The sequence below is a fragment of the Halofilum ochraceum genome, from assembly GCF_001614315.2.
GTDB lineage: Bacteria > Pseudomonadota > Gammaproteobacteria > XJ16 > Halofilaceae > Halofilum > Halofilum ochraceum.
On record NZ_LVEG02000004.1, the window covers coordinates 134,518 to 160,311 of the forward strand.

At 67.3% G+C, this 25,794-nt stretch carries 24 protein-coding genes; 15 read left to right on the plus strand and 9 right to left on the minus strand.

Going from position 1 to position 25,794, the window contains the following annotated elements:
* Positions 1 to 94 precede the first annotated feature (94 nt).
* The 9 genes from phoB (at position 95) to phoU (A0W70_RS04750) (ending at position 9,714) form a co-directional block, all read left to right on the plus strand.
* Complete coding sequence (gene phoB, locus A0W70_RS04710) at positions 95 to 781, plus strand: phosphate regulon transcriptional regulator PhoB (protein ID WP_067561594.1); 687 nt, start codon at positions 95 to 97, stop codon at positions 779 to 781.
* Between the two features lie 95 nt (positions 782 to 876).
* Complete coding sequence (gene phoR / locus A0W70_RS04715) at positions 877 to 2,214, plus strand: phosphate regulon sensor histidine kinase PhoR (protein WP_067560979.1); 1,338 nt, start codon at positions 877 to 879, stop codon at positions 2,212 to 2,214.
* Positions 2,211 to 2,930, plus strand: a complete 720-nt coding sequence (gene phoU, locus A0W70_RS04720) for a phosphate signaling complex protein PhoU (RefSeq protein WP_067560982.1) — start codon at positions 2,211 to 2,213, stop codon at positions 2,928 to 2,930. Before phoR ends, phoU (A0W70_RS04720) begins: the two co-directional genes overlap by 4 nt.
* A 189-nt stretch (positions 2,931 to 3,119) precedes the next feature.
* Entirely contained in the window at positions 3,120 to 4,178 is a 1,059-nt protein-coding gene (locus A0W70_RS04725) for a PstS family phosphate ABC transporter substrate-binding protein (RefSeq protein ID WP_083330820.1), read from the plus strand.
* A gap of 167 nt (positions 4,179 to 4,345) precedes the next feature.
* Positions 4,346 to 5,365 (plus strand): PstS family phosphate ABC transporter substrate-binding protein, encoded by a 1,020-nt coding sequence (locus A0W70_RS04730; protein WP_342670072.1) that lies wholly within the window; start codon positions 4,346 to 4,348, stop codon positions 5,363 to 5,365.
* Between the two features lie 118 nt (positions 5,366 to 5,483).
* Positions 5,484 to 6,767: a phosphate ABC transporter permease subunit PstC gene (pstC, locus tag A0W70_RS04735; protein WP_083330821.1), complete on the plus strand. Its 1,284-nt coding sequence runs from the start codon at positions 5,484 to 5,486 to the stop codon at positions 6,765 to 6,767.
* A gap of 10 nt (positions 6,768 to 6,777) precedes the next feature.
* Positions 6,778 to 7,962, plus strand: coding sequence for a phosphate ABC transporter permease PstA (gene pstA / locus A0W70_RS04740; protein WP_067560987.1), 1,185 nt, complete (start codon positions 6,778 to 6,780; stop codon positions 7,960 to 7,962).
* 34 nt (positions 7,963 to 7,996) lie between these two features.
* On the plus strand, positions 7,997 to 8,878 hold the full coding sequence (gene pstB / locus A0W70_RS04745) for a phosphate ABC transporter ATP-binding protein PstB (RefSeq protein ID WP_083330782.1): 882 nt from the start codon (positions 7,997 to 7,999) through the stop codon (positions 8,876 to 8,878).
* A gap of 122 nt (positions 8,879 to 9,000) precedes the next feature.
* Positions 9,001 to 9,714, plus strand: coding sequence for a phosphate signaling complex protein PhoU (gene phoU, locus A0W70_RS04750; protein ID WP_342670074.1), 714 nt, complete (start codon positions 9,001 to 9,003; stop codon positions 9,712 to 9,714).
* A 452-nt stretch (positions 9,715 to 10,166) separates the two neighbouring features.
* On the opposite strand, the gene argF is transcribed toward phoU (A0W70_RS04750), so the two are convergent.
* Both argF and A0W70_RS04760 read right to left on the minus strand, forming a co-directional pair.
* A complete protein-coding gene (argF, locus tag A0W70_RS04755) occupies positions 10,167 to 11,072 on the minus strand; it encodes an ornithine carbamoyltransferase (RefSeq protein WP_067560991.1) in 906 nt (301 codons plus the stop codon).
* Between the two features lie 4 nt (positions 11,073 to 11,076).
* Positions 11,077 to 12,255 carry an aspartate aminotransferase family protein gene (locus A0W70_RS04760; protein WP_067560993.1) on the minus strand — a complete coding sequence of 393 codons (1,179 nt, stop codon included), beginning with the start codon at positions 12,253 to 12,255 and terminating at the stop codon, positions 11,077 to 11,079.
* A gap of 242 nt (positions 12,256 to 12,497) precedes the next feature.
* On the opposite strand from A0W70_RS04760, the gene grxD reads away from it, so the two are divergent.
* Positions 12,498 to 12,821, plus strand: a complete 324-nt coding sequence (gene grxD, locus A0W70_RS04765; protein WP_067560995.1) for a Grx4 family monothiol glutaredoxin — start codon at positions 12,498 to 12,500, stop codon at positions 12,819 to 12,821.
* A gap of 18 nt (positions 12,822 to 12,839) precedes the next feature.
* Here the strand turns inward: grxD and A0W70_RS04770 are convergent, their stop codons facing one another.
* The 3 genes from A0W70_RS04770 to A0W70_RS04780 all read right to left on the minus strand — a co-directional run bounded on the left by A0W70_RS04770 (position 12,840) and on the right by A0W70_RS04780 (position 15,751).
* Positions 12,840 to 13,763 carry a response regulator gene (locus A0W70_RS04770; protein ID WP_067560997.1) on the minus strand — a complete coding sequence of 308 codons (924 nt, stop codon included), beginning with the start codon at positions 13,761 to 13,763 and terminating at the stop codon, positions 12,840 to 12,842.
* Positions 13,760 to 14,416 carry a ribonuclease T gene (gene rnt, locus A0W70_RS04775; RefSeq protein ID WP_067560999.1) on the minus strand — a complete coding sequence of 219 codons (657 nt, stop codon included), beginning with the start codon at positions 14,414 to 14,416 and terminating at the stop codon, positions 13,760 to 13,762. The genes A0W70_RS04770 and rnt overlap by 4 nt, the downstream gene beginning before the upstream one ends.
* Positions 14,417 to 14,539: 123 nt before the next feature.
* Complete coding sequence (locus A0W70_RS04780) at positions 14,540 to 15,751, minus strand: phospholipase D-like domain-containing protein (protein ID WP_070988368.1); 1,212 nt, start codon at positions 15,749 to 15,751, stop codon at positions 14,540 to 14,542.
* Positions 15,752 to 15,883: 132 nt separating this feature from the next.
* Here A0W70_RS04780 and A0W70_RS16720 point away from each other — a divergent pair, with 132 nt between their 5' ends.
* From A0W70_RS16720 to trxA, 5 genes are all read left to right on the plus strand, one after another.
* Complete coding sequence (locus A0W70_RS16720) at positions 15,884 to 16,408, plus strand: hypothetical protein (protein ID WP_067561003.1); 525 nt, start codon at positions 15,884 to 15,886, stop codon at positions 16,406 to 16,408.
* A complete protein-coding gene (mpl, locus tag A0W70_RS04790; protein ID WP_067561005.1) occupies positions 16,408 to 17,802 on the plus strand; it encodes a UDP-N-acetylmuramate:L-alanyl-gamma-D-glutamyl-meso-diaminopimelate ligase in 1,395 nt (464 codons plus the stop codon). The genes A0W70_RS16720 and mpl overlap by 1 nt, the downstream gene beginning before the upstream one ends.
* A gap of 194 nt (positions 17,803 to 17,996) precedes the next feature.
* A complete protein-coding gene (locus A0W70_RS04795) occupies positions 17,997 to 18,614 on the plus strand; it encodes a flavin prenyltransferase UbiX (RefSeq protein WP_067561607.1) in 618 nt (205 codons plus the stop codon).
* Positions 18,607 to 19,191, plus strand: a complete 585-nt coding sequence (locus tag A0W70_RS04800) for an LON peptidase substrate-binding domain-containing protein (RefSeq protein WP_070988369.1) — start codon at positions 18,607 to 18,609, stop codon at positions 19,189 to 19,191. The genes A0W70_RS04795 and A0W70_RS04800 overlap by 8 nt, the downstream gene beginning before the upstream one ends.
* A gap of 393 nt (positions 19,192 to 19,584) precedes the next feature.
* Entirely contained in the window at positions 19,585 to 19,977 is a 393-nt protein-coding gene (trxA, locus tag A0W70_RS04805; RefSeq protein ID WP_067561009.1) for a thioredoxin, read from the plus strand.
* A gap of 181 nt (positions 19,978 to 20,158) precedes the next feature.
* On the opposite strand, the gene argA is transcribed toward trxA, so the two are convergent.
* The 4 genes from argA to ilvD form a co-directional block, all read right to left on the minus strand.
* Complete coding sequence (gene argA, locus A0W70_RS04810; RefSeq protein WP_067561011.1) at positions 20,159 to 21,478, minus strand: amino-acid N-acetyltransferase; 1,320 nt, start codon at positions 21,476 to 21,478, stop codon at positions 20,159 to 20,161.
* A complete protein-coding gene (locus A0W70_RS04815; protein ID WP_067561012.1) occupies positions 21,475 to 22,638 on the minus strand; it encodes a hypothetical protein in 1,164 nt (387 codons plus the stop codon). Before A0W70_RS04815 ends, argA begins: the two co-directional genes overlap by 4 nt.
* 133 nt (positions 22,639 to 22,771) lie before the next feature.
* Positions 22,772 to 23,965 (minus strand): acetylornithine deacetylase, encoded by a 1,194-nt coding sequence (argE, locus tag A0W70_RS04820; RefSeq protein WP_067561014.1) that lies wholly within the window; start codon positions 23,963 to 23,965, stop codon positions 22,772 to 22,774.
* Positions 23,962 to 25,671 (minus strand): dihydroxy-acid dehydratase, encoded by a 1,710-nt coding sequence (gene ilvD, locus A0W70_RS04825; RefSeq protein WP_067561016.1) that lies wholly within the window; start codon positions 25,669 to 25,671, stop codon positions 23,962 to 23,964. Before ilvD ends, argE begins: the two co-directional genes overlap by 4 nt.
* Positions 25,672 to 25,794: the final 123 nt, after the last annotated feature.

Here is a 25,794-nt window from a genome sequence, read left to right on the forward strand (position 1 = left end):
CCCGGCTGGCGGGTAGCTGCCTTGTCATTCGGCCGTCATCTTCCTGTCACTTGACTGCGGTGGAATAGCGATGCCCAACCCGAAGGTGACGAAGATGCAGGCGACGATCCTGTTGGTGGAAGACGAGGCCGAGGTGCGCGAGATGGTGACCCGCGTGCTCGCGCGCGAGGGCTTCGACATGCTCACGGCGGCCGATGCCGACGAGGGGTATCACCGCATCTCCGAGCAGGTGCCGGACCTGATGCTGGTCGACTGGATGCTGCCAAGCGTCAGCGGCGTGGAATTCGTGCGCCGCTGCCGGCGCGATGAATTGACCGAAGACGTGCCCGTGATCATGCTGACCGCCCGCGCGGAGGAGAACGACCGCGTGCACGGGCTCGAGAGCGGTGCCGACGACTACGTCACCAAGCCGTTCTCGCCGCGCGAACTGGCCGCCCGCATCCGGGCGGTCCTGCGACGCACTTCCGGCCAGGATGCCGAGGGCACGCTGACCGCCGGCCCGCTGACGCTGTCGACGGTCTCCCACCGGGTGTTCGTCAACGATGAGCCGCTGGAGATCGGTCCGACCGAGTTCCGCCTGCTGCGTTTCCTGATGGGCCACCCCGAGCGCGTGTACAGCCGCGCCCAGCTGCTCGATCATGTATGGAGCCGCGAGGTATTTGTCGAGGAACGCACGGTTGATGTGCATATCCTGCGGCTGCGCAAACTGCTCAAGCCCCACGGTCTCGACCAGGCCGTGCAGACCGTGCGCGGTGTGGGGTATCGTTTCTCGCTGGACTGAATGGGCCGTATCATCTTCCGCGATGGGGAGTCGTCCCGCATGACAGAGTGCAGTGCCGGAACGGTCACCCGCCGGTTGTCGGGAGGTATCGGGCGATGATGTCGGACGCATGGCGCACCGAGCTCTGGCGCCTTGCGGGCACGCTGGGCGCTGCGCTCGCGACCGCGTTGCTCACGGGCCACTGGTCGCTGGCCTTCCTCGGTGCCCTGATCCTGTACGTCGCCTGGCACCTGCGGCAGATGTACCTCGTCGAGCGCTGGCTCATGACCGGCGGTTCGCTCAAGCATGCGCCCGATTCCAGCGGCATCTGGGATCAGATCGTTCACCATATCTACCGGCTGCAGCAGCACAACCGGCGCCGGAAGAAGCGCCTCACCAATATGCTCAACCGCTTCCACCGCTCGACGGAGGCGATGCCGGACGCCGCGGTGGTGCTGGGGGAGCAGCGCGAGATCGAGTGGTCCAACCGCGCCGCCGCCACCCTGCTGGGCATCCGCAACCCCCAGGATCACGGCCAGCGGATCGACAACCTCCTGCGGGACCCGGCCTTCCACGACTACCTCACGCTGGGCGACTTCGATGAGCCGATCGATATCCCGTCGCCGATCAGCGATAACGTCGAACTCAATATCCGCATCGTCGCGTATGGTGATGGTCAGTATCTGCTGATGGCGCGCGATACCAGCTCGCTGCGCCGTCTCGAGGCCGTGCGGCGCGATTTCGTCGCCAACGTCAGCCATGAACTGCGGACCCCGCTGACGGTGATCACCGGGTATATCGAGTCTTTCGAGGGCGAGCAGGTATCGGACTATGTGCGCGATGGCGTCGCCGCGATCGACCGCCAGACCCGGCGCATGCTGTCCATCGTCCAGGATCTGCTGACGCTCTCGCGGCTCGAGATGGAGCCGCCGGATCCGGCGGCCGCTGAACTGGTCCCCGCTGCCGAGATGATTACCGGGCTCGCCCGTGACGCCGAAGGCGTCGCCGGTGAGCGGGGCCACCGGATCGTGACCGACCTGGATGCCGATCTCGGCGTGCGGGGCGTCCCGGGCGAGCTGTCGAGCGCGTTCGGCAATCTCATCAACAATGCGGTGCAGCATACGCCCGACGGCACGACCATTACCGTCGAGTGGAAGATGGACGCGGGCGCGGCCGTCTTCGCCGTGCACGATGAGGGGCACGGAATCGACAGCCGCCATCTCGCGCGCCTCACCGAGCGCTTCTACCGGGTCGATACCAGCCGGTCGCGCGCGCGCGGCGGCACCGGCCTCGGCCTCTCGGTGGTCAAACACGCGGTCGCCCGCAATGGGGGCGAACTGGATATCGAATCAACGCCCGGCCGCGGGAGCACCTTCCGGTGCACATTCGCGGCCGAGCGGGTTGAACGGCTCGGGCGCGATACACGCGCGCTGAGCGGGAGTGGGCACGCATGACGGAAAAACGGCATATTCACAGCGAATACGATCAGGAGCTCGACACCCTGCGCGGTCTCCTGCTGGAGATGGGTGGCCTCGTCGAGCGGCAACTGGCCGACGGGCTCGAGGCCCTGATTACGCGTGATGCCGAACTCGGCGATCGGGTCTGTACGGCCGATTACCGGATCAACTCCCTCGAAGTCCGGATCGACGAAGAGGCGACGATGATCATCGCCCGCCGGCAGCCGACGGGCTCGGACCTGCGCCTGCTGATGGCCGCGATCCGTACGGGAACAGATCTCGAGCGCATCGGTGACGAGGCCGAAAAACTCGGCCGCTTCGCGGTCGAGTTCGCCGCCGGGAATACACCCGAGCCCTCCCTGCTGCAGGGCATGGAACGCCTGGGAGATACCGTTCGCCAGGTCCTGCGCGAATCGCTGGACGCATTCGCCCGCTCGGATGTGGCCGCGGCGACCGCCGTGCTGGATGGGACCGATCGAGTCGGGGGGCATTACGACGCCGTCATGCGTGAACTCATCACCTACATGATGGAGGATCCCCGGACCATGCAGCGGGCGCTGCACGCCCTGTGGTGCGCCCGCGCGCTGGAACGGATTTCCGACCATGCGCGCAACGTCTGCGAATCGGTCGTCTACGTCGAGGAAGGCCGGAATATCCGCCATCGGCCGGCAGGGGCCGGGCCGGATGCCACGGAGGAAGCTCCGGAGCCGTAACCCGGCCCGCCCACGGTGGTTCGCGTCGGCCGCGGGTGCCCGGCAACGGCGGCAACCTGCAGATCTCCGGGGGCGAGGCCGCCGGTGTGCTCTCCCCGTAATACGCCTGTAACATTTCCGTCATACGATCCATGGCTGTCCGGAACCGCCGGTGCACGCAGCCGATCCATGTTGCAGGGGTACATCACGATGCGACGCACGACTTTCTTTCTGATTCCACTGACCATTGCCGCGGTCGCCGCGGGCTGTACCGAAGGCGGGGGCGGCAATGGCGGCGACGACGGCGATGCGGCCGAGACCAGCAGCCGCAGCCAGGTCCGCGTCGTGGGCTCGAGCACCGTCTACCCGTTCTCCAGCTACGTCGCCGAAGAGTTCGGCGCCACCACCGAGCATCCGACACCCGTGATCGAATCCACGGGGTCCGGCGGTGGCATCAAGATCTTCTGTGAGGGCGACGGGCTCGACACGGCCGACATCACCAACGCCTCGCGGCGCATGAAGGCGAGCGAGTTCGAGCGCTGCGCCGGCAACGGCGTGACCGAGATCACGGAGATCGCGATCGGCGCCGACGGGATCACGATCGCCCAGGCCAAGGACAAGCCTGCGCTGGACCTGACCCTGGAGCAGCTCACGCTGGCCGTGATCGCGAAGGTGCCGCAGGACGGGGAACTGGTGGACAATCCCTACGAGCGCTGGAACGAGATCGACGAGTCGTTGCCGGATCGCGAGATCACCGTGTACGGACCGCCGTCGACCTCGGGCACGCGCGACGCGTTCGAGGAACTCGTGCTGGAGGCCGCGACGGAGAACATGGAGGGGTATGACGAACCCGTCTCATCGGTCCGGGACGATGGTCCGTACGTGAGTTCGGGCGAGAACGACAACCTGATCGTGCAAAAGATCGAGAACGACCGCGAGGCCGTCGGCATCTTCGGGTACAGCTTCCTGGAGGAGAATCGCGACGTCATCGCGGCGGTGACGATCGATGGGGTCAACCCCACGCCGGAGGCGATCTCTTCGGGCGAATACCCGGTCGCGCGGAGCCTGTTTTTCTACACCAAGAACAGCCACCTCGGGCGCGTTCCCGGCATGACGGAATACGTAGAGTTGTTCATCAGCGATCAGATGATCGGCGATCAGGGTTTGCTGCGCAGAGAGGGGTTGATCCCGCTGCCCGCCGAGCGGCGCGAGGCTATCCGCGAGCGCTTCGCGGAGCGCGAGACGCTGGAGGCCGGCGACCTCGAGTAAGGCGGCCGGGTGGCCGTCACGGGAATGTCATCAATGGTTCATCACCGCGCAATCTGCTACGGCGAGGATGCGCCCCGTGGATGCACCGCCGCAGGGCAACGGCCCGCCGCGGCGGCTGCAGTTCCGCGCAATCGACTGCAGACAGTCAAACCACGGGATGAAACAGGATGATGAACAAACGCGCATTGATGACCAGCGTCCTCGCCGGCGCCGTCGTTGCCGGCGGCGCTGCCCAGGCCGCGGATCGCGATCAGCTTCGGATCGTCGGCTCCAGCACCGTCTATCCGTTCGCCAGTTACGTGGCCGAGGAGTTCGGCGCCACGACCGAACACCCCACGCCGGTCATCGAGTCGACCGGCTCGGGTGGCGGGCTGAAAATCTTCTGCGAAGGGGATGGTCTGGATACGCCGGACATCACCAACGCCTCGCGGCGGATGAAGCCGAGTGAATTCGAGCGCTGCGCCGAGAACGGCGTCACCGACATCACCGAGTTCGTGATCGGTGCCGACGGCATCGTGATTGCGCAGACGACTGCGAATGAAGCGCTGAATCTGTCCCGGGAGCAGCTCACGCTCGCCGTGGCCGCCAAGGTGCCGCAGGACGGCGAACTGGTCGACAATCCGTACGACAACTGGAGTCAGATCGACTCGTCGCTGCCGGATCGCGAGATCACCGTCTACGGCCCGCCCTCGACCTCGGGCACGCGTGACGCCTTCGAGGAACTCGTCATGGAGACGGCCACCGAGGAAATGGACGGCTATGACGAGCCGTATACCACGGTCCGCAATGATGGTCCCTACGTCGATTCGGGTGAGAACGACAACCTGATCGTCCAGAAGATCCAGAACGATACCGAGGCGGTGGGCGTCTTCGGTTACAGCTTCCTCGAAGAGAACCGCGACGTCATCGAGGCGGTGACGATCGACGGGGTCGAGCCGACACCGGAGAAGATCTCCGCCGAGGCGTATCCGATCGCGCGCAGCCTGTTCTTCTACACCAAGAACAGTCACTTCGACCGCGTGGCCGGCATGGAGGATTACGTCGGCATGTTCCTGAGCGAGCAGATGGTCGGTGACCAGGGGCTGCTGAAGGGCCAGGGCCTGATCCCGCTGCCCCAGGCGATGCGTGCAGAGGCGCGCGCCCGCTTCGAGCAACGAGGCAAGCTGAAGCTGGCCGACCTCAAGTAACGGTCGGCCGTGGGCGGGGACGCGTTCCCGCCCGCAAGCAGGAACGGCCGGGCCGGCACTGCCGGCCCGGTCTTTTGCGATTACGAGGTCCGGATGGAGTGCCCGTCGCGTGGCGGGTATGATCGCGGGCCTGGAACCAGGAGACGGTGCGGACGTGGATACCGGCGACACCATTTTCACGTTGCTTGCCGGGACGATAGCGCTCGGTTACGTGGGCTACCATCTCGGCCGTCGCTGGGCCCTGGCGGCCCAGGGCGGCGGCGCGACGCTGCATTCTCGCCCGCATCAATACGGCTGGTATGTCACCTCCTGGGGGGTCGTGCCGGCCCTGTTGGTCGCGGTGGGCGCCGCATTCATCCAGCTGTTCGGCTGGGTCAACTTCGTCGAGGTGTCGATCGTCGCGACCGCGGGCGCCGTGGCCGGCGTGGGTATCTGGTGGGGCCGGCGGACACTGCGGCCCGGCCTGCGCGCACGCAACGCGCTCGATCTGCTCGTGCGCCGCTTCCTGCTGTGCGCGGCCCTCATATCGATCCTGACCACGCTCGGGATCATCCTCTCGATTCTGTTCGAGTCGATCCGTTTCTTCGGCACGGTCAGTATCTGGGAGTTCATTACCGGCACCACCTGGGCGCCGGGATCGGCCTTCCTCGAGAGTGCCGGGCGTGGCGCCGAGAGCGCCTCGGAGGCGAGCTTCGGTGCGGTGCCGTTGTTCGCCGGCACCTTCATGATCACCATCATCGCGATGCTGGTTGCGCTGCCGATCGGACTGCTGTCCGCGATCTACATGGCGGAGTACGCCACCTCGAGGATCCGCGGCATCGCCAAGCCGACGCTCGAGGTGCTCGCCGGTATACCGACGGTCGTCTACGGTTTCTTCGCGGCGATCTATGTCGCCCCGTTCGTGGTCGATTCCGCTGGCCTGTTCGGGCTGGAGGCGTCTTACAACAGCGCCCTGGCGGCGGGCCTCGTGATGGGCGTGATGATCATCCCGTTCATCTCCTCGCTGTCCGACGACGTCATCAACTCCGTGCCGGACGCGATGCGCGAGGGCTCGTACGCGCTCGGCACCACGCGCGCCGAGACCATCCGCCAGGTGCTCCTGCCGGCGGCGGCGCCAGGGATCATCTCCGCGTTCCTGCTCGCGGTCTCGCGGGCACTCGGCGAGACCATGATCGTGGTCATGGCGGCCGGCATGCGGGCGAATATGACCTGGAACCCGCTTGAGGGCATGACCACGGTGACCGTGCGCATCGTCGCCGCGCTCACCGGCGATACCTCGTTCGACAGCGCCGAGACCCTCTCGGCATTCGCCCTCGGCCTCGCGCTGTTCATCATCACGCTCGGCCTGAATCTGGTATCGACCATCATGATCCGGCGTTTCAAGCAGAAGTACGGCGGGTGAGGGGAGTCGCATGAGCGAAGAAAATACGGACACCGCGGGCGCCGGCGGCAAACTGGCCGCCAATGCCCGCCTGCGCCGGCGCCACCGGGCTGAACGCCGGTTCCGCGGTATCTGCATCGCGGCACTGGGTCTGGCCGGCGCCTTCCTTGTGCTGTTCCTGTCGAGCATGGTGGCAGCGGCCTGGCCGGCTTTCACGCAGACCGAGGTCAAGGTCGAGATCGATTTCTCGGATCCGGATCAGGCCTGGCAGGCGATCGATCCCGAACTGAACTCGATCGTCAGCCGGGGCGTGACCCGGGTGCTGCCCCAACGCCTTGAGAACAATCCCGAACTTGCTGGCGAAAGCTTCCAGGAGTGGGTGCTCGCCAAGGCCGAGATCGACCAGTACCGGAAGGGTACGGGATCGCTCGATGCCGAGGTGCGGGAGCGTGTCGAGCGCCTCGAGGAGCAGGGGCGGTTCCGCGATTCCTTCAACCATTGGCTGTTCACGGAGGGCGACTCGAAGCTGCCCGAAATGGCCGGCCTTAAGGCCGCGATCGTCGGCAGCATCTATGTGCTCGCGCTGACGCTGGCGTTCGCGTTCCCGATCGGGGTGCTGAGCGCGATCTACCTGGAGGAATTCGCGCCGGACAACCGCTTCACGCAGGCGGTGGAAATCAACATCAACAATCTCGCGGCCGTGCCCTCGATCCTGTTCGGGCTGCTCGGCCTCGCGATCATGATCAATTTCTTCGGCGTGCCGCGATCGTCGGCCATTGCCGGTGGTCTGACCCTGGGCCTGATGACCCTGCCGATCGTGATCATCAGCACGCGGGCGGCCCTGCGCGCCGTGCCGCACTCGATCCGCGAGGGTGCGCTGGCCATGGGCGCGACCCGCTGGCAGACGGTGCGCGATCACGTGCTGCCGATGTCGTTGCCCGGCATCCTGACGGGCACGATCATCGGTCTCGCCCAGGCGATGGGCGAGACGGCGCCGCTGCTGCTGATCGGCATGGTGGCGTATATCCCCGACGTTCCTGGCAGCGTGACCGATGCGGCCACGGTGATGCCGGCCCAGATCTACAGCTGGGCGAGCATGCCGCAGCAAGCCTTCATGGAGCGCGCGGCCGCGGCGATTCTCGTACTGCTGACGGTCCTGATCGCCCTGAATGCGACCGCGGTGTACCTGCGCCGGCGGTTCGAACGGCGCTGGTGAAGTCCGCGACGCTGTTGCGGCGAGGAGATATCCGATGAACACTTCGAGCAACGCAGCCCCGCATGCCGCGGAGGAGAACGACACCGTGACACGACACGACAGCGCAAACCCGGAAACCGCGCCGGAGGTCGCTGCATCCGCGCAGAAGGCCGGCGGCAAAGCGATCAAGGGTCGCGCCGAGAACCTCTCCCTGTGGTACGGCGAGACGCAGGCCCTGTTCGATGTCAGTCTGCAACTGGTCGAACGCCAGGTCACGGCGTTGATCGGGCCATCAGGCTGTGGCAAGTCGAGTTTCCTGCGTTGCCTCAACCGGATGAACGATCTGATCCCATCGGTGCGCGTGAACGGGCGGGTGGAGATCGACGGTCAGGACATCTACGACCGCTCGGTCGACGTCGTCCAGCTGCGCTCGCGAATCGGCATGGTGTTCCAGAAGCCGAACCCGTTTCCCAAGTCGATCTACGAGAACATCGCCTATGCGCCCCGGATCCACGGGCTCGCGCGCAACCGCTCGGAGATGGACGAGCTCGTCGAGCATTCGCTGCGGCGCGCCGGGCTGTGGAAAGAGGTCGCGGATCGTCTCGACACGCCGGGGACGGCGCTCTCGGGCGGGCAGCAACAGCGCCTTTGCATCGCCCGTGCGATCGCAGTGAATCCCGAGCTGATCCTGATGGACGAGCCGGCCTCCGCGCTCGACCCCGTGGCCACGGCGACGATCGAGGAACTGATCGCGGAACTGCGCAGCAATTACACGATCGTGATCGTCACCCACAACCTCCAGCAGGCGGCGCGCGTCGCGAATTACACGGCGTTTTTCCACATGGGCGAGATCATCGAATACGGCGAGACCGAGACGATGTTCGTCAAGCCGCGCGAGAAGAAGACCGAGGATTACATCACCGGCCGGTTCGGCTGACGCCGCGCCGATCGCGTACAATCTAACGGACAGAAACGAACCATTTCCGGAAACGGGCCGGTGCGGCGGCCCCGCGATGATCGGAGGACAGTGTCATCGACAGCCTCAAGCTGGGCCAGCACATCTCACAGGAGTTCGACGAAGAACTCGACGATATCCGCAACAAGGTCATGACCATGGGTGGCCTCGTCGAGAAGCAGCTCGGTGACGGGCTGCGCGCGCTGATCAACAGCGACAGCGCGCTCGGCCAGCAGGTGATCGACGGCGATTTCCGCGTCAATTCGCTGGAAGTCGAGATCGACGAGGAATGCACCCGCGTGATCGCACGGCGTCAGCCGACCGCGAGCGATCTGCGCATCGTGGTGACCATCATCAAGACCATCACCGACCTGGAACGCATCGGTGACGAAGGCGAGAAACTCGGCCGCTTCGCGGTCGAGATCGCCGAGTCCGGTGGCTACTCCGACAGCGCCATGCTGTTCGGCATCCAGCACCTCGGCGAGCACGTCAAACGCATGCTGCACGATACGCTCGACGTGTTCGCGCGCATGGACGCCGAGGCGGCCCTGCGCGTCGCCGGCGAGGAATCGAAGATCGACCAGGAGTACGACGCCGTCGTGCGCCAGTTGATCACCCACATGATGGAAGACCCGCGCTCGATCCGCAGCGTCCTCTCCGTCCTGTGGTGCGCCCGCGCCCTCGAACGCGTCGCCGACCACGCCCGCAACATCTGCGAGTACGTCGTCTACATGGTCGAAGGCAAGGACATTCGCCACACCAGCCTCGAGAAGGCCACCCGCGACCTGCAGGGCGGTGACGACAGCGACGAGTCCTGAGTGCCATTGGGAGGTGGGCTGGATTCGATTCTTCGGATCCAGCCGGCTTCGTCACTGCCTCTCGCCAAGGCGCGAAGGGCGGCAAGGGTCGCAAAGGAAAGAGAAAGGCGTCCTCACGCAGAGCCGCGGAGATCGCGGAGATCGCGGAGAAAAGCGAGTAATAGCGGCATCGAACTGGCGTAGGTCGGACTTCCAGTCCGACAGATCGAAGGCTTCGGCGTGTCGGACTGGAAGTCCGACCTACACCGGTTAAACGCCACCGTTGCCGATCCTCTCCTGGACCGTTTTCACTTTCTTCATAACTCCGCGATCCCTGCGCCTCCGCGAGGGCTCGCTTTTCTTCGCGACCCTTGGCGCCCTTCGCGCCTTGGCGAGAGGCAATGACAGCGTAAAAAGCAGCGTCACCGTGTCGGTGCGGCGCGGACGGCCGAACGTTGGAGGAGCCGCCGTACTCACCGGGCCAACAACATCTCCAGCAACGCCTTCTGCGCATGCAGGCGATTCTCGGCCTCGCGCCAGACGACGCTCTGCGGGCCGTCGATGACCTCGGCCGCGACTTCCTCGCCGCGATGCGCGGGCAGGCAGTGCATGAAAACGGCGTCCTCGTTGGCGCGAGCCATCAGCATTCCATCGACCTGGAAGTCCCGGAACGCGGCGCTGCGGTGATCCTGTTCCGATTCCTGTCCCATGCTGGCCCAGACATCGGTAACGAGGACATCGGCACCGTCCGCCGCTTCGGCCGGTGAGTCGACCAGCCGGGCCGCGTCGCCCGCGCGAGTCAGGATGTCGTTATCGGGCTCGAAGTCACCGGGGCAGGCGATGCGGAGTTCGAATCCGAGCAGGCGGGCGGCGTTGATCCACGAGTGGCACATGTTGTTGCCGTCGCCGATCCAGGCGGCGGTGCGCCCGGCGATGTCGCCGTGCAGCTCAAAAAACGTCTGCATGTCGGCCAACAGCTGGCACGGGTGACAGCGGTCGGTGAGGGCGTTGATGACCGGGACGCCGGCGTACTCGGCGAAGCGTTCGACGTTCCCGTGGGGGCCGGTGCGGAGCATGACGGCATCGCACATGCGGCCGATCACGCGGGCGGTGTCCTCGATCGGTTCGCCGCGCCCGAGCTGGGTGTCGCGTGGCGAGAGGAAGATCGCGTCGCCGCCGAGCTGGCACATGCCCGCCTCGAACGAGAGCCGGGTCCGCGTCGACGATTTCTCGAAGATCATCGCCAGTACGCGGCCGACCAGGGGCTGGTGGACCGTGCCGGCGCGATGCATCTCGCCGAGTTCGATGGCGCGCGCGATCAGGGCCCGGAACTCGTCCGGTGTCAGATCGTCGAGCGTGAGGAAGTGGCGTACGGTCATGGCGTCAGCCCTCCGCGAGGAAATCGCGCACGATAGTGGCAACGCCGTCGACGATGCGGTCCGCCTCGTCGTCGGTGATGATCAGTGGCGGCAGCAGGCGCACGGTGCTGCCGGCGGTGACGTTGATCAGCAGGCCGGCATCGAGTGCGCGGCGCATGAGTTCGCCGCAATCGCGGTCGAGTTCGATGCCGATCATGAGGCCGCGGCCGCGGATCTCGCGCACGCCGTCGAGGCCGCCCAGGGCCTGGTGGAAGGCGCGCACCATGCGCTCGCCAAGCACGGCTGCGCGTTCGACGAGGCCGTCCTGCTCGATGGCGTCGAGCACGGCGAGGCCGGCGCGGCAGGCGAGCGGATTGCCGCCGAAGGTGGTGCCGTGGCTCCCGGGAACCAGCGTCTCCCCGGCATCGCCGCGGGCGAGGCAGGCACCGATTGGTACGCCATTGCCGAGTGCCTTGGCCACGGTAGTCACGTCGGCGGTCACGCTCTCATGCTGCTGGGCGAACCATGCGCCCGTGCGGCCCATGCCGCTCTGGATCTCGTCGCAGATGAGCAGCCAACCCTTTTCATCACAGAGCGCGCGCAGTTCCGCCAGGCGCCCGGGAGGCAGCGGGCGGATGCCCCCCTCGCCCTGGACGGGCTCGATCATGACCGCGACGATGCCGTCCTGGTCCCCGGCGAGTGCGCGGATGGCGTCGACGTCGCCAAACGGGACGCGGTCGAAGCCTTCGAGCATTGGGCCGAAGCCCGCCTGCGCCTTCGGATTGCCGGTCGCCGTCAGGGTCGCAAGGGTGCGCCCGTGAAATGCCTGCTCGCAGACGACGATACGCGGTGTCTCGATACCGCGATCATGGCCGTAACGGCGCGCGATCTTGATCGCCGTCTCATTCGCCTCGGCGCCGGAGTTGCAGAAGAACACCCGCTCCTGGCGGGCGTGTTCGGCGATCCGCCGTCCGAGTTCCTGCTGGGCCGGGATGTGGTAATTGTTGGAGACATGCACGAGGGTCCGCGCCTGATCCGCCAGCGCATCGGCGACCGCCGGATGGGCGTGGCCCAGGCCGCAGACGGCGATGCCGGCGAGCGCGTCGAGATATTCGCGGCCTCCGTCGTCCCATACGCGCGCGCCCTCGCCACGCACGAGCGTCACGGGCAGGCGGCCATAGGTGTTCATCAGGGCGTCGGACATCGTTTCAGCCTCGCGGGTCCGTAAACGCAAAGCGGCCGCACGCGGGCGGCCGCCGTTCTTCGCCTCTCGGGCCGGGCACCTCGGGGCTGGAGGTCGCGCCGGGCCTGTCAAGGGCGGAAACGATGGATTATACGGGGGCGCGCGCGGGTTGCAAAAAACCGGTTGCGCCGCAATGACGAACCCGGGAGCAGGTGCTACGATGATCGCCCGGATAACCCACTTTTTAACGTATCGAGGTCTTGATGGACGTCCAGGAACGCATCCGCGAACACATCGCATCCCAGCCGGTCGTGATCTTCATGAAGGGCTCGCCGGACACGCCCATGTGCGGTTTCTCCGCGCGCACGGCGGAGGCGCTGAAGTCCTGCGGCCGCGCATTCGCGTGGGTTGACGTGCTGTCCGATCCGGAGATTCGCAGCGAGTTGCCGAAGTATGCCGATTGGCCGACGTTCCCGCAGATCTACATCAACGGTGAACTGGTCGGTGGCTGCGATATCACCATGCAGCTCCACGAGCAGGGCGAGCTGGAGAAGATGGTCCAGCAGGCGGCCGATACCGCCGCCTGAGCCGCTCCGCCGCGCGGGTCAGTGGCGCAGCATGCGCTCGGCCCGCGAGGTCAGTTCGGCCGGGGACAGCGGCGTCCCCGGTCCCTCCCAGATGGCGTGCCCGATCCGCAGTTCAATGTCCGGTTCGCTCCCGCGTGGGCGCCCGATCGGGCGGCCCGCCACTTCGCGTTCGATCCGGGCGAACACGGCATCCCGGAAGCCTGCGGCGCCGGGCGCGGACATGACCAGCCCGAAGCGTTGATCGCCGATCCGGCAGACGGCATCGGTCGGGCGCACCGCGCGCACGATACGCCGGCCGATCCGGCTGAGCGCCACCGCCGGATTGTCGGTATCCGTGCCAGGCCCTGATACGTCGACCAGGGTCGCGCAGACCGCGCCGCCGCGCATGGCGCTCTCCATCAGGTGGGTCGTGAGCTGGGCCTCGAAGTAATCCGCGCCGCCGAGGCCGGTGACGTTGTCCGAAGCCCAGTGCTCGCTGCGCGCCTCGCGGTTCCGGGCCAGTGTCTCCGTCGTCTCGAGCAGCATGTTCTGCGCGTTTGCGTGGCTGCCCGCCGCGAACACGCGGGCGATCAGTTCCTCGGCGTCGAAGGGTTTGTGGAGGAAGTCGTCCACGCCGCTGCGGAACGCGGTCACCAGTGCCTGCACGCCCTCGCGCGCCGTCGACAGGATGACCGCCGTGTAGCGCCCCGCCTCCTCGTCGCGTTCGCGGATCCGTTGCGTGAGCTGCAGTCCGTCCATGCCCGGCATCAGCCAATCGGCGATGACGACGTCGGCCGGCCGCTCCGCTAGCAGTTCCAGTGCACGGCTCGCCGATTCGGCGATGCGAACGTCATCGTAGCCGGCCTGCTCCAGCGCCCGCAGGAAGTAGATGCGCCCGGTCCGGGCGTCGTCGACGACGACGAGCGCGAGGTCTTCGTGGCGGAGGTCCCGTAACGCGTTCATTGCTCTTCTTCCGTCGAGACGTATCGGTTGGCGTCCGCATGCAGCGCCTCCCAGCGATTGACGACCTCGCAGAACAGCCGCGCGGTCATCTGTGTATCGTATACCGCGGAATGCGCCTCCGACTGTTCCCATTCCAGACCGGCCGCACGCGAAGCGCGGGCGAGAACCGTCTGGCCATAGGCGAGGGCGCCCAGCGTGACCGTGTCCAGGTAGGAAAACGGATGGAACGGGTTGCGCCGGATGCCGCTGCGCTCGACCGCCGCGTTGACGAAGCTGAGGTCGAACGACGCGTTGTGGCCGACCAGAATGGCGCGCGTGCAGCTGTTGTCCTTGACCGCCCGGCGCACGGGCTGGAACACGTACGACAAAGCATCGTGCTCGTTGCGCGCGGCCCGCAGCGGGTGCCATGGATCGATGCCGGTCACTTCCAGCGATTTCGGCTCCAGGTTCGCGCCCTCGAACGGCTGGACGTGCGTTGAGACCGTTTCGTCGGGTTCCAGCTCGCCCGTGTCCGTCATGCGCAGGGTCACGGCCGCGATCTCGAGCAGGGCGTCCGTGCGCGGATTGAAACCACCGGTCTCGACATCGACGACCACTGGCAGGAAACCGCGGAATCGCTGGGCCATCGGCGTGACCTTGCCCGGTTCGTACATACGTGATTTCCGGTCCCGTGGTTGGTGAACGGCGATCGCCTTCAGGGGCCGTCGCGTTCGGGTGAGTGCGTCCGCGCATGAGTCTGCTGGTAAGCCTGTCAAAAGGCAATTCGGCAGCCCGATTCAGCGGTCGTTCCTGCTCGTCTGACCGCGGTGTCCACCGGTCTGTCGTCGCGTGGCGTGGACGATGCGTCGACCCTGCGCGAAGCGGGCGGCCAGTGCCTCGATCCGCGCCCAGAAACGTTCCCGCAGACGTGCGATGAAAGACCTGCGACGCCAGTCTTCGAGCCGCAGTTCACGGGCGAGCGCGAAGTCGCCCTCGAGCATCCCGGCGGTCTGCCCGGCGACGATGCCCGACTGCAGGGCCTGGTCGGCCTCGAGATGCCAGCGCAGGCCCCAGCGGTCGAAGTTGGCCGAGCCGATCAGCACGCGTTCGTCGGTGAGCAGGAGTTTCTGGTGCGAGACCCGAGCGTGGTACTCGAATATGCGCACGCCGCGCCTCAGGAACCACTCGTACCAGCGCTGCCCGGCGGCCTGTACCGCGGGGAGATCGCAGTGCTCGCCGGAGGGAATCAGCAGACGGACATCGGCGCCGCGGCGGTGCGCACGGACCAGTGCCTGACGGAGTCTGACCGGTGGCAGGAAGTACGGCGTGACCAGCCACACGCGCCGGCGTGCCTCGTTGATACCGCGGATCGCGGTGTGTTCCAGCGGGCGGCGCCCCACGCGCCCGGGGCCCGCTAAGACCCGTCCGCGCATAGCGCCCGCCGGCACGGGCTGCGGCGGCGGGCAGGCGCGCTCGGACCAGCGCTGCCAGTTGTTCGCGAACAGGGTCCACCAGTCGGCCACGCACTCCCCCTCCACGCGGAGCATGTTCTCGCGCCAGCCGTCAGGGCCATCGAACGCATCACTGATACCGGCGCCACCGACAAACGCGTAGCGGTCATCGATGAGCAGCAGTTTGCGGTGATCGCGGGCGAGGTTGCCCCAGCCTCGCCGTAACCGCAGCGGGTTGTAGCGGGCGAGATGCACGCCGGCGGCGGTCAGGCGACGGCGGTCGCGCGCATCGAGATCGGAGCTGCCGAAATCATCGATCAGCACGAACACCGCGACGCCGCGGCCGGCCGCCGCGCTCAGCGCGTTGATAAAGCGGGTGGCGATCGAGCCGGTCTCGATCCAGTAGATTTCCAGCGCGATCCGTTCGCGCGCGCCCGCGATCGCCTCGATCATGGCGGGGAAGAATCGGTGGCCCTGGATGAACAGCCCGAAGCGGTTGCGCGCCCGCCAGGGACCGGTCGAGGGCGGGACTGCACTGACCACGCTGCGTTCTCTCATCCGTTCCTGTCGGCACGGGTACATCCTCGGCCCGTGGCTCATGGCGCGGAGGTTCCTTACACTGGCGCCTTCGCCGCCCTCAGGGCGGTTACCTTGCGTCGCCACGCGGATCCAGCCGGAGCCCCGAAGCCTGTGTCGAGTGTACTGCAACTGTTCGTAGATCTGGTGCGGTTGCGCGCGCGTCCCCAGGATCTGCCCGCATCGGATGGGCTCCTGCTGCTCTGCGTGCTTGCCCTCGCACTGACGACGACCCTGGCGCTGCAGCCGTTTTATCCCCTGACCACCGGGAGTGCGCGGGTCGGTCTCGATCTGCTGCTGCAACTCGTGATCGTACAGGGGGCGCTGCGCGTGATCGGCCACACGGAGCGTTTCCGCCAGACCTTCACCGCGATCTGCGGCACCGGCGTGATCTTCACGCTGCTCGCTTGGCCGCTCTACACCATCCTGGTCGATCGCGATCCCTCGCATCCGCTCGCGGGGGCCTCCGTGCTGCTGGTGCTGGGGATCTACGTCTGGGCGGTGGCCGTGCTCGGTCACATCCTGCGTCATGCGCTCGAAGTCCGTATGAGCGCGGCCCTCGCGTTCGCATTGCTGTACGTCGTGGTGACCACCGCGATCGGGGAGATGCTGTTGCCGCCGCCAAAGGAGATCAACTGATGCACGTCCATGTCCTCGGCATCTGCGGCACCTTCATGGGCGGGCTCGCGCAGCTCGCCGCGGCCCGCGGGGATCGCGTGACCGGTGCCGACAGCGGCGTGTACCCGCCGATGAGCGACCAGCTCGAGGCCGCGGGGATCGATCTGGTCGAGGGCTGGGATCCCGCCCAGCTGTCGCCGGCGCCCGATCTCGTCGTGGTCGGTAACGCGCTGAGCCGGGGCAACCCGGCCGTGGAGGCGGTGCTCGAGCGCGGACTCCCGTACACCTCGGGCCCGGCCTGGCTGCGCGAGCACGTGCTGCGCGATCGCCATGTGGTTGCCGTCGCGGGCACCCACGGCAAGACGACGACGGCGAGCATGGTGGCCCATGTCCTCGCCGAAGCGGGCCTGGAGCCGGGATTCCTCATTGGCGGCGTGCCCGCCGGTTTCGGTGTCTCGGCCCGCCTCGGGGAGGGGCGGCCGTTCGTGGTCGAGGCGGACGAGTACGACAGCGCCTTCTTCGACAAGCGCTCGAAATTCGTCCACTACGGGCCGCGAACCCTCGTACTCAATAATCTCGAGTTCGATCACGCGGATATCTTCGACGATCTGGCCGCGATCCAGCGTCAGTTCCATCATCTCGTGCGGACCGTGCCGGGCAACGGGCGGATCCTGAGCCATGCGGGCGATGCGGCCCTCGAAGCGGTGCTCGACCAGGGGTGCTGGACACCGGTCGAGCGGTTCGCGCCGGACACCTTCGAAGGGAGCGCTGACTGGCGGGCAGCGGACGTTACGGCCGACGGCAGTGGCTTTGATGTGCGCGGCCCCGATGGCGCGCGGGGGCGCGTCGAATGGTCCCTGCTTGGTCGCCACAATGTGGCCAACGGCCTCGCCGCCGTGGCGGCCGCGCGGCATGCGGGCGCGGACGTGGGTGCGGCATGCGCCGCATTGTCGGCTTTCGGCGGTGTGCGACGGCGTCTGGAAGTGCGGGGCACCCCGAACGGCATAACGGTCTATGACGATTTCGCGCACCACCCGACCGCGATCGCCACGACCCTGTCGGGGCTGCGGGCCCGGGTGGGCGGGGCGCGCATTATCGCCGCCCTGGATCTCGCTTCGAATTCGATGCGAATGGGTGTCCATAGCGCCGGTCTGGCGGACGCGCTCGGGGCAGCCGACCGTGTCTATCTGCTGGCCTCGCGCCCGCTGGACTGGGATCCGCGCACCCTGGTGGAGAGCGATTCCGAGCGGGTCTCGATCTTCGAGTCCGCCGCGGCGCTGGCGGCGCGTATCGCCGCGGAGGCTTGTCCCGGTGATCATGTTCTGCTGATGAGCAACTCGGGCTTCGGGGGGCTGCCCGCGGCACTGCCGGAACAACTGGCAGGGCACGCGCGGGAAGGGGCCGATGGAGCCTGAAAACGCCGGGCAACCGGACCGATGCATGGCCCGGTTCGCTGCTACAGTACGCAGGCGGTCGCGCTCGCGGTACGTGAAGCGTTGATCGATCCCGCGCCCATGGAGACGCCATTGCCGTATTGCCGCATGCCTTCCCCGACGCCGTTGTCCCGGCCTGGTCCGCCCGCGATCCGGCGTGCCGCCAGGCGGAACGCATGAGTGCGCCGCCCCGCATCGCCCTCGCGCTGACCGGCGCCTCCGGCGTGCAGTACGCCCTGCGCCTGCTGGGCTGTCTGCTCGATGCCGGCTGCCACGTGTACCTGCTGGTATCGCGCCCGGCGCATGTCGTGATCGGCATGGATACCGATCTGAGCGTGCCCGGCCGCGCGGCCGACATGCAGCGATTTTTCGAGCAGCGCCATGCCGATGCCCCGGGCACGCTCGAGGTGCTCGGCATGGAGCAGTGGACCGCCCCGATCGCCTCCGGCTCCGGTGCGCCCAATGCCATGGTGATCTGCCCCTGTACGACGGGGACGCTCGCCTCGGTGGCCGGCGGCCTGTGCACCAGCCTGCTCGAGCGGGCCGCGGACGTCGTGCTCAAGGAACGCCGGCGCCTGATCGTCATGCCGCGCGAGATGCCCTTCTCGGAGATCCATCTCGAGAACATGCTGCGCCTGGCGCGCATGGGTGCGGTCATCATGCCGCCCAATCCGGGGTTTTATAATCACCCGCAGAGCGTCGACGATCTCGTCGATTTCGTCGTCGCCCGTATCCTCGATCACCTGGACATCGAACAGACGTTGACGCCGCGCTGGGGCCTCGAACATGAGTGACAACGCAATGATCGAGCGCCTGCCGCTGTTCCCGCTGTCCACCCCCGCGTTGCCGGGCGGGCGTCTGGCACTGCGCGTGTTCGAGGCGCGCTATCTCGACATGATCAGTGAGTGCATGCGCAACGACAGCGGTTTCGGCATCTGCCTCATCCGCCGCGGCGGCGAGGCCGGCGAACCGGCCCTCCCGTACGGCACCGGTACCGAAGTGCGCATCATCGACTGGGATCGCCAGCCCGACGGCCTGCTCGGTATCACCGTCGAGGGCGTCCACAAGATCCGCGTGCATGAACTCGCGGTGGAGCAGAATCAGCTGGTGGTCGGGCGCGCCGAACGCCTCCCGCCCGAGCCCGCCGAGCCGGTACCGGAGCGCTTCGCGCCGCTGGTGCAGATCCTCGGCCAGCTCCTGCGCCAGCTCGAAGGCATCATCCAGTACGACGATCCTCAGTGGGACGACGCCGCCTGGGTGGGCGGGCGCCTGACGGAGTTGCTGCCGCTCAACGACCGGGTGCGCCAGTATCTGATCGAACTCGACAACCCGACCGCGCGGCTGGAGGAGTTGCGGCAGGCGCTGAAGTAGGTGCCACGTCTGACGCACGTCCGATGGTTCTCGCCAAGGCGCGGAGGTCGCCAAGGGGCGCAAAGAGAAACCAGGACTGTAGGAGCGGGCTTGGCCGCGAACCGCCCGGCATGTGTACCGAGCATGTCTGCGGCCCGCGCGTCCCGGGGAGGGATGTGTATGTTGCCCCGAGGGTCCGATCGGACGACCGGTGGCGTGGACAGCGGTTCGCGGGCAAGCCCGCTCCTACAGGCGCCGTGTTTTCTTCGCGTCCCCTGGCGAGCCTGACGTCCCGGCGAGAACCAGACGGACGGGCGTCGGATCGGAAGGGGTTGAACTCGGGCGGCTTGCCCTTATCTAAGGGGCAGAGGCGCCCGGGGGCGCCATTTTTGTCATCGCATACCGGAGCCCGCAATGGCCGTCGTCGATCTCACGCAGGACAATTTCGAAGCCACCATCAACGACAACGACATCGTACTGCTCGATTTCTGGGCCGAATGGTGTGGCCCCTGCAAACAGTTCGGGCCGGTCTACGAGAAGGTCGCCGAGAACCACCCCGACATCGTGTTCGGCAAGGTCGACATCCAGCAGGAGGAATCGATCGCCCAGATGTTCGGCATCCGCTCGATCCCGACGCTCGCGATCTTCCGTGAACAGCAACTGATCATGCTCGAAGCCGGCGCCATGCCCGAGTCCACCCTCGAACAGGCCATCGACACCGTCCGCAATCTCGACATGGACGAAGTCCGCGCCGACCTGAAGAAGCGCGCCGAGGAAGCCAGGGAGCAGGAGCAGGCGAACGGGTAAGGCCCCGGCTACATAGGCCGGCTTTGCGCGGTCCGCGGCGTCGTCACTACCCCGGGATCTGTCACCGCGCAATGCCGGCATTCCCCGGCGGCGAATGCCGGTGTACATCTGAAGTTTCAGGGGCGCCGGGCAAAGCCGGCCCACACTGCCATCTTGGCCCTTGGCCCTTGGCCCTTGGCCCTCAGCCCAGCGTTTTCACGAACACCTTCGAGTTCCGCTGCCAGTTGTAGAGCGCCTGGCGTTCGTCCGGCAGCGTGTCGACATCGCCCGGTTCGTAGCCGCGTTCGCGGAACCAGTGCATGGTGCGCGTCGACAGCACGAACACCCGCTGCAGGCCCCGCTCGGCGGCGTGCTGCTCGATCCAGTCGAGGACCTGGCGGCCGCGCCCGCCGCCCCGGTAGTCGTCGTGCACGGCGACGCAGGCGACTTCGGCGCTGACGCCGTCGGGCTGCGGGTAGAGCGCGGCGCAGGCGATGATGGTGCCGTCGCGTTCGATGACGATGAAATGATCGATCTCGAGCTCCAGCTGCTCGCGTGAACGGCGCACGAGCGCGCCCTCGGCCTCGAGCGGTTCGATCAGGTCGAGGATGCCGCCGACGTCTTCCACGCGGGCCTGACGCAGGCCCTCGTAGGTCTCCGCGGTGACCAGCGTGCCGGTGCCATCGCGGGTATAGAGCTCGGCGAGCAGGGCGCCGTCGCCGCGCGCGACCAGGTGGACGCGCCGTACGCCGCGGCGCACCGCCGTCGCGGCGCTGGCCAGGTGACGGCCGACCTCGGCCGACAGCGCATCGTCGGCGAAGTAGCTGTCGGCCCCGGCCGGTGTCAGGCGCGAGACCACATCACCGTGTTCGTCGGTTACGCCGGCCTCCTCCATCAGGAACAGCAGCTTCTCCGCGCGCAGCGCCACCGCGACTTCGGTGGCGATGTCCTCGGCGTGCAGGTTGAAGATCTCGCCGGTGGCGGAGTAGCCCAGCGGCGAGAGCAGGACGATCTCGCCGCGATCGAGGGCGCCCGTGATCGCCTCGCCGTCGACCCGCCGGACGACGCCCGTGTGCTGATGATCCACGCCCTCATGCACGCCCCACGGGCGTGCCGTCACGTAGTTGCCGCCGGTGACGCGGATACCGGCCCCCGCCATGGGCGTGTTCGGCAGCCCGGTCGACAGGGTGGCCTCGATCTCGTAACGCACCCGGCCGGTCGCCTCGCACACGAGTGGCAGGTCGGCCTCGGCCGTGATGCGCAGACCGCCATGATAGTGCGGCTCGATACCCGCGGTCGCGAGACGGCGCTCGATCTGCGGGCGGGCACCGTGGACCAGCACCAGGCGCACGCCAAGCCGGGCCAGCAGCGCGATGTCGTGGATCAGGGCGGTAAAGTCGGTTTCCTCGACCGCCTCGCCGCCGAAGGCGAGCACGAAGGTACGTCCACGGTGGGCATGGATGTACGGGGAGGCGTTGCGGAACCACGCGAGGTGGCCGTTGGGGTCGGCGCTGTCGTTCATTGCTCGGGCTGGCCCTGGTGGTCGGCCGGCGCATTGTAACCGATCGCCGGGGCCGGCTCCGTTGCCGGGTCGGCGTGATCGAGCCGCGCTTCGATGAAGGTCCGGCAGCCGTCGAGCAGGTGCTCGCGTGGAGGCTGTGCAGCGGGAGACGCGAGCAGCCGCTCCAGCGTGGCCAGCCGCTCCGTCCCGGCCTCGCCGGACCAGCGCAGGGCGCAGAACTGGAGCGCCCGGTCCTTGAAAGCGGGCAGGGTGTTGTAGTCGGCGCCGGGCGGGCCATCGCGGCCGGGGAGCAGGCGCGATGCACCGAGCTGGCCCTGGAAGCGGTAGAACGGGTCGGTCTGCGGGAGGAAATGCAGTGCGTAATCGACTTCCCGCCCGCCAGTGACGACGTCGTGGCTGGCCGTCCACGGGGCATCGCCGTTGCCGCTCGCCAGCCAGCGCAGATTGTCCGGTTCGAGGAAGCGCACGACCCGGTGGCGCGTTGGCTCGGCACGCCAGGGATACAGTTCGTTTGACCGCCGCGCGGCTGCGATGCGCGGGCGGCCGTACTCGGGGGCATCCAGGTCGCGGCCGTACCAGTACGCCCGCACGGTGTTGTGCTGTTGGAGGATCAGGCCAAGCGGTATCTGCCCGGGACCGAGCACGAGGGTCGCCGCGGTGTAGTGATCGAGCTGATGCCAGTCGTCCGGATCGCCGACCGCGTGTGCGAGCAGGGACTGCCAGAACGGGATCTCGGCCGGCAGGCCGGACGTCCGGAACACGAAGTGCCAGGTGAGGAAAACCAGTTCGCCGATCGGTTCCAGTCGTGCCCGGTCGATACGTCCATACGCCACCGGACGCGGGTCCGGGTTTGCCGGCGGATCATGCGTAAAACGGGCCCGCGGATCGTTGGCATGCCGCGCCAGCAGGGCCCGATCGACGGCCTGCCATTGCCGCTCACCGACGGTCAGCGTCCCGTGAGTGACGTAATCGCGATAGAAATCGATCGGCCCCGGATGGTCCGCCGGGACCTTCAGTACCGGGCGATACCGCTGCAACAGCCTTCGCTCGGCCGGCCCCGGGCGCTGCGGGTCGGGCGGATTCGCCTCGAACCAGGTCTGGAAGCCCGGGCGCTGCGCGAAGGACTCGGCGTGCGCGCTGGCCGCTGACAACAGGCTCATGATGAGCAGGATCCATGCGCTCCGGAGGCAGTGTCCGGGCACAGGCATCCCGCCTCCGTCTATATGCTGGTGGGCCATACGGGTTTCACGCACCGCCTGCGGGGCATGCTGGCCACTTCCGCGGACCGCGGGTTCAGCCCGCTTGCCGGGTTCTGGTCGTGTCGGCATCCCCGCAGAAGCGGCCGATCAGCCCGCCGAGCAGTTCCACGCCCGCGTCGAGCTGTTCAAGCGCGACGAACTCGTCCGGCTGGTGGGCCTGGGCGATGCTCCCGGGCCCGAGGATCACCACGTCCATGCCGGCCCGCTGGTAGAACGCGGCCTCGGTCCCGAAGGCCACGGCGCGCGCGGTCTCGCCCGTCAGGTCCTCCGCCGCGCGCACGATCGGCGCGTCCGCTGCCGTCTCGGCCGGCGGTGTGCCGGTGAACAGGGTTTCGAAGTGGACGTCGAGCCCTGTGTCGGCGACGGCCGCGCGGATGCGGTCGCGGACGGCCTGACGCTGCTCATCGAGATCCATGTCCGGCAGGATGCGCAGATCGTAGGACAGCGCGCATTCGCCGCAGATCCGGTTCGGGTTGTCGCCGCCGTGTATGGCGCCGAGGTTGAGTGTCGGGCCGGGGACCCGGAACGCGTCGTTGCGATGCTTCGCGGCGAGTTCCGCGCGCAGTTCGTACAGCGCGCTCATGACCGTGTGCATGCCGTCGATCGCGCTGTTGCCGTAAGCCGGATCACTCGAGTGGCCGGCACACCCGACCAGGCGGACCCGGTCGAAGAAAATGCCTTTGTGCATGCGGACCGGTTTGAGCATCGTGGGCTCACCGATCACGGCCGCCTCGGCCTCCAGTACGCCGCCGGCCGCCAGCGCGCGGGCGCCGGACATGGTGGTCTCCTCGTCCGCGGTCACCACCAGGTGCAGCGGCCGCGCCGGTTGCGATGGCGCGAACCGGCGCGCCGCCTCCACCGACAGCGCGAGGAAGGATTTCATGTCGCAACTGCCCAGACCGTAAAGCCGACCATCGCGCTCGGTGGCGCGGAACGGGTCGATGGTCCAGCGATGCGCATCCCACGGCACCGTATCGGCATGGCCGCCCAGGACCAGCCCGCCCGGCCCTTCACCGAGGGTCGCGACGAGGTTGTATTTGTCCTTCTCGCCCCGGACCTCGAACAGCTCCGTGCGGAAACCGAGGCCCTCCGCCCACTCGGCGATCAGGTCGATGACCGGCCGGTTGCTGTGATCGAGGTTCGGGTCGGCCGAACTGCTGACGGTGTCGCAGGCGATCAGCCGCTCGATCATCGAGCGCAGCGACGGACAGTTGCCGTTCGCGGTCATTCGTCGGCGTCCGTGACCGCGCCGAGCGAGGCCGAGTTGACCAGCTTGGCGTACTTCGCCAGTACACCGCGCCGGTACTTCGGCCGCGGCGGCGTCCACTCCTTCAGGCGCGCCTTGAGTTCCTTCTGCGTGATGTGGAGCTTTATCTCGTTGGTCTCGGCATCGATCGTGATCGTGTCGCCGTTTTTTACCGCCGCGATGGGGCCGCCGACTGCCGCTTCCGGCGTGATGTGGCCGACCACGAAGCCGTGACTGCCGCCGGAGAAGCGCCCGTCGGTGATCAGGGCAACGTCGTTGCCGAGGCCGCGGCCCATGATGGCCGAGGTCGGCGAGAGCATCTCGCGCATGCCCGGGCCGCCGACCGGCCCCTCGTCGCGGATGACGACGACGTCGCCGGCTTTCACCTTGCCGTCGAGGATGCCGCGCAGCGCCTTCTCCTCGGAGCGATAGACCTTCGCCCGGCCGGAGAAACGCGTGCCCTCCTTGCCGGTGATTTTCGCGACCGCGCCGTCGGGTGCCAAGTTGCCGTACAGGATGCGCAGGTGGCTGTCCTTCTTGTGCGGATGGTCGAAGTCGGCGATCACTTCCTGGCCTTCCGGATACGGCTGCACGTCCGCGAGATTTTCCGCGAGCGTTTTTCCGGTCACGGTCAGGCAGTCGCCGTGCAGCAGGCCGCGGTCGAGAAGCATCTTCATCAGTGGCTGGATGCCGCCGATGCGGATCAGGTCGGTCATCATGAAACGGCCGCTCGGGCGCAGGTCGGCCAGCACCGGCACCTTCTTGCCGATCCGTGTGAACTCGTCGATCTTGAGGTTCACGCCCGCCGCGTGCGCCATCGCCAGCAGGTGCAGCACGGCGTTGGTGGAACCGCCGAGCGCGATCACGACGGTGATCGCGTTGCGGAACGCGTTCTTCGTCATGATGTCGCGCGGGCGGATATCGTTTTTGATGAGCTCAAGCACGGCCGCGCCGGCGCGCCGGCAGTCCGCTTTCTTGTCCTCGGAGATCGCCGCCTGCGCGGAGCTCTCGGGCAGGGACATGCCCAGCGCCTCGATCGCCGAGGCCATGGTGTTCGCGGTGTACATGCCGCCGCAGGAGCCGGCGCCCGGAATGGCGCACTTCTCGACCTCGAGGCGCTCGTCCGAGGTGATCTGGCCCTTGGCCTCCTGGCCGACCGACTCGAACACCGAGACGACGTCCACGTCCTTGTTCTTGTAACAGCCCGGCATGATGGTGCCGCCGTAGACGAAGATAGCCGGCCGGTTCATGCGCGCCAGGCCGATCATGCAGCCGGGCATGTTCTTGTCGCAGCCGCCGATGGCGACCAGGCCGTCGAAGCCCTCGCAGCCGGTGACGGTCTCGATCGAGTCGGCGATCACCTCGCGCGAGACGAGCGAGTACTTCATGCCCTCGGTGCCCATCGAGATGCCGTCGGACACGGAGATCGTGTTGAACAGTACGCCCTTCGCACCGGCCTCGTCGGCGCCTTCGACCGCGGCATCCGCCAGGCCGTCGATATGCATGTTGCACGGCGTCATCATGCCCCAGGTGGAGGCGATGCCGATCTGCGGTTTCTCGAAATCGTCCTCGCTGAACCCGACGGCGCGCAGCATGGCGCGGCTGGCGGCCCGCTCGGGGCCATCGACCACGATCGACGAAAAACGCCTCGGATCGGCGTTGCGGCGCGTTTTTTTCTGCTGAGCCATCGGTACTCCCGGGAACCTGGCGAAGGGGGAACGGAAAAACCCGTCAAGGGTAGTGGGGGGCTTTCGCGCGCGCAAGGATATCCCATCGGCCGCGCCGCCGGGGTGGTGGCAGGGGGATGAGGA

What these genes read in the sequence shown, in the direction of transcription:
- A0W70_RS04795 (WP_067561607.1), top strand. Translation starts at nt 17,997, where the DNA reads ATGAGTGCGCCGCCCCGCATCGCCCTCGCGCTGACCGGCGCCTCCGGC.
- A0W70_RS04780 (WP_070988368.1), bottom strand. Translation starts at nt 15,751, where the DNA reads ATGAGAGAACGCAGCGTGGTCAGTGCAGTCCCGCCCTCGACCGGTCCC.
- A0W70_RS04800 (WP_070988369.1), top strand. Translation starts at nt 18,607, where the DNA reads ATGAGTGACAACGCAATGATCGAGCGCCTGCCGCTGTTCCCGCTGTCC.
- A0W70_RS04760 (WP_067560993.1), bottom strand. Translation starts at nt 12,255, where the DNA reads ATGTCCGACGCCCTGATGAACACCTATGGCCGCCTGCCCGTGACGCTC.
- pstC (WP_083330821.1), top strand. Translation starts at nt 5,484, where the DNA reads ATGATCGCGGGCCTGGAACCAGGAGACGGTGCGGACGTGGATACCGGC.
- trxA (WP_067561009.1), top strand. Translation starts at nt 19,585, where the DNA reads ATGGCCGTCGTCGATCTCACGCAGGACAATTTCGAAGCCACCATCAAC.
- ilvD (WP_067561016.1), bottom strand. Translation starts at nt 25,671, where the DNA reads ATGGCTCAGCAGAAAAAAACGCGCCGCAACGCCGATCCGAGGCGTTTT.
- A0W70_RS04725 (WP_083330820.1), top strand. Translation starts at nt 3,120, where the DNA reads ATGCGACGCACGACTTTCTTTCTGATTCCACTGACCATTGCCGCGGTC.
- pstA (WP_067560987.1), top strand. Translation starts at nt 6,778, where the DNA reads ATGAGCGAAGAAAATACGGACACCGCGGGCGCCGGCGGCAAACTGGCC.
- argA (WP_067561011.1), bottom strand. Translation starts at nt 21,478, where the DNA reads ATGAACGACAGCGCCGACCCCAACGGCCACCTCGCGTGGTTCCGCAAC.
- A0W70_RS04815 (WP_067561012.1), bottom strand. Translation starts at nt 22,638, where the DNA reads ATGAGCCTGTTGTCAGCGGCCAGCGCGCACGCCGAGTCCTTCGCGCAG.
- argF (WP_067560991.1), bottom strand. Translation starts at nt 11,072, where the DNA reads ATGACCGTACGCCACTTCCTCACGCTCGACGATCTGACACCGGACGAG.
- rnt (WP_067560999.1), bottom strand. Translation starts at nt 14,416, where the DNA reads ATGTACGAACCGGGCAAGGTCACGCCGATGGCCCAGCGATTCCGCGGT.
- phoB (WP_067561594.1), top strand. Translation starts at nt 95, where the DNA reads ATGCAGGCGACGATCCTGTTGGTGGAAGACGAGGCCGAGGTGCGCGAG.
- grxD (WP_067560995.1), top strand. Translation starts at nt 12,498, where the DNA reads ATGGACGTCCAGGAACGCATCCGCGAACACATCGCATCCCAGCCGGTC.
- pstB (WP_083330782.1), top strand. Translation starts at nt 7,997, where the DNA reads ATGAACACTTCGAGCAACGCAGCCCCGCATGCCGCGGAGGAGAACGAC.
- A0W70_RS04730 (WP_342670072.1), top strand. Translation starts at nt 4,346, where the DNA reads ATGATGAACAAACGCGCATTGATGACCAGCGTCCTCGCCGGCGCCGTC.
- mpl (WP_067561005.1), top strand. Translation starts at nt 16,408, where the DNA reads ATGCACGTCCATGTCCTCGGCATCTGCGGCACCTTCATGGGCGGGCTC.
- phoR (WP_067560979.1), top strand. Translation starts at nt 877, where the DNA reads ATGATGTCGGACGCATGGCGCACCGAGCTCTGGCGCCTTGCGGGCACG.
- argE (WP_067561014.1), bottom strand. Translation starts at nt 23,965, where the DNA reads ATGACCGCGAACGGCAACTGTCCGTCGCTGCGCTCGATGATCGAGCGG.
- phoU (WP_067560982.1), top strand. Translation starts at nt 2,211, where the DNA reads ATGACGGAAAAACGGCATATTCACAGCGAATACGATCAGGAGCTCGAC.
- A0W70_RS04770 (WP_067560997.1), bottom strand. Translation starts at nt 13,763, where the DNA reads ATGAACGCGTTACGGGACCTCCGCCACGAAGACCTCGCGCTCGTCGTC.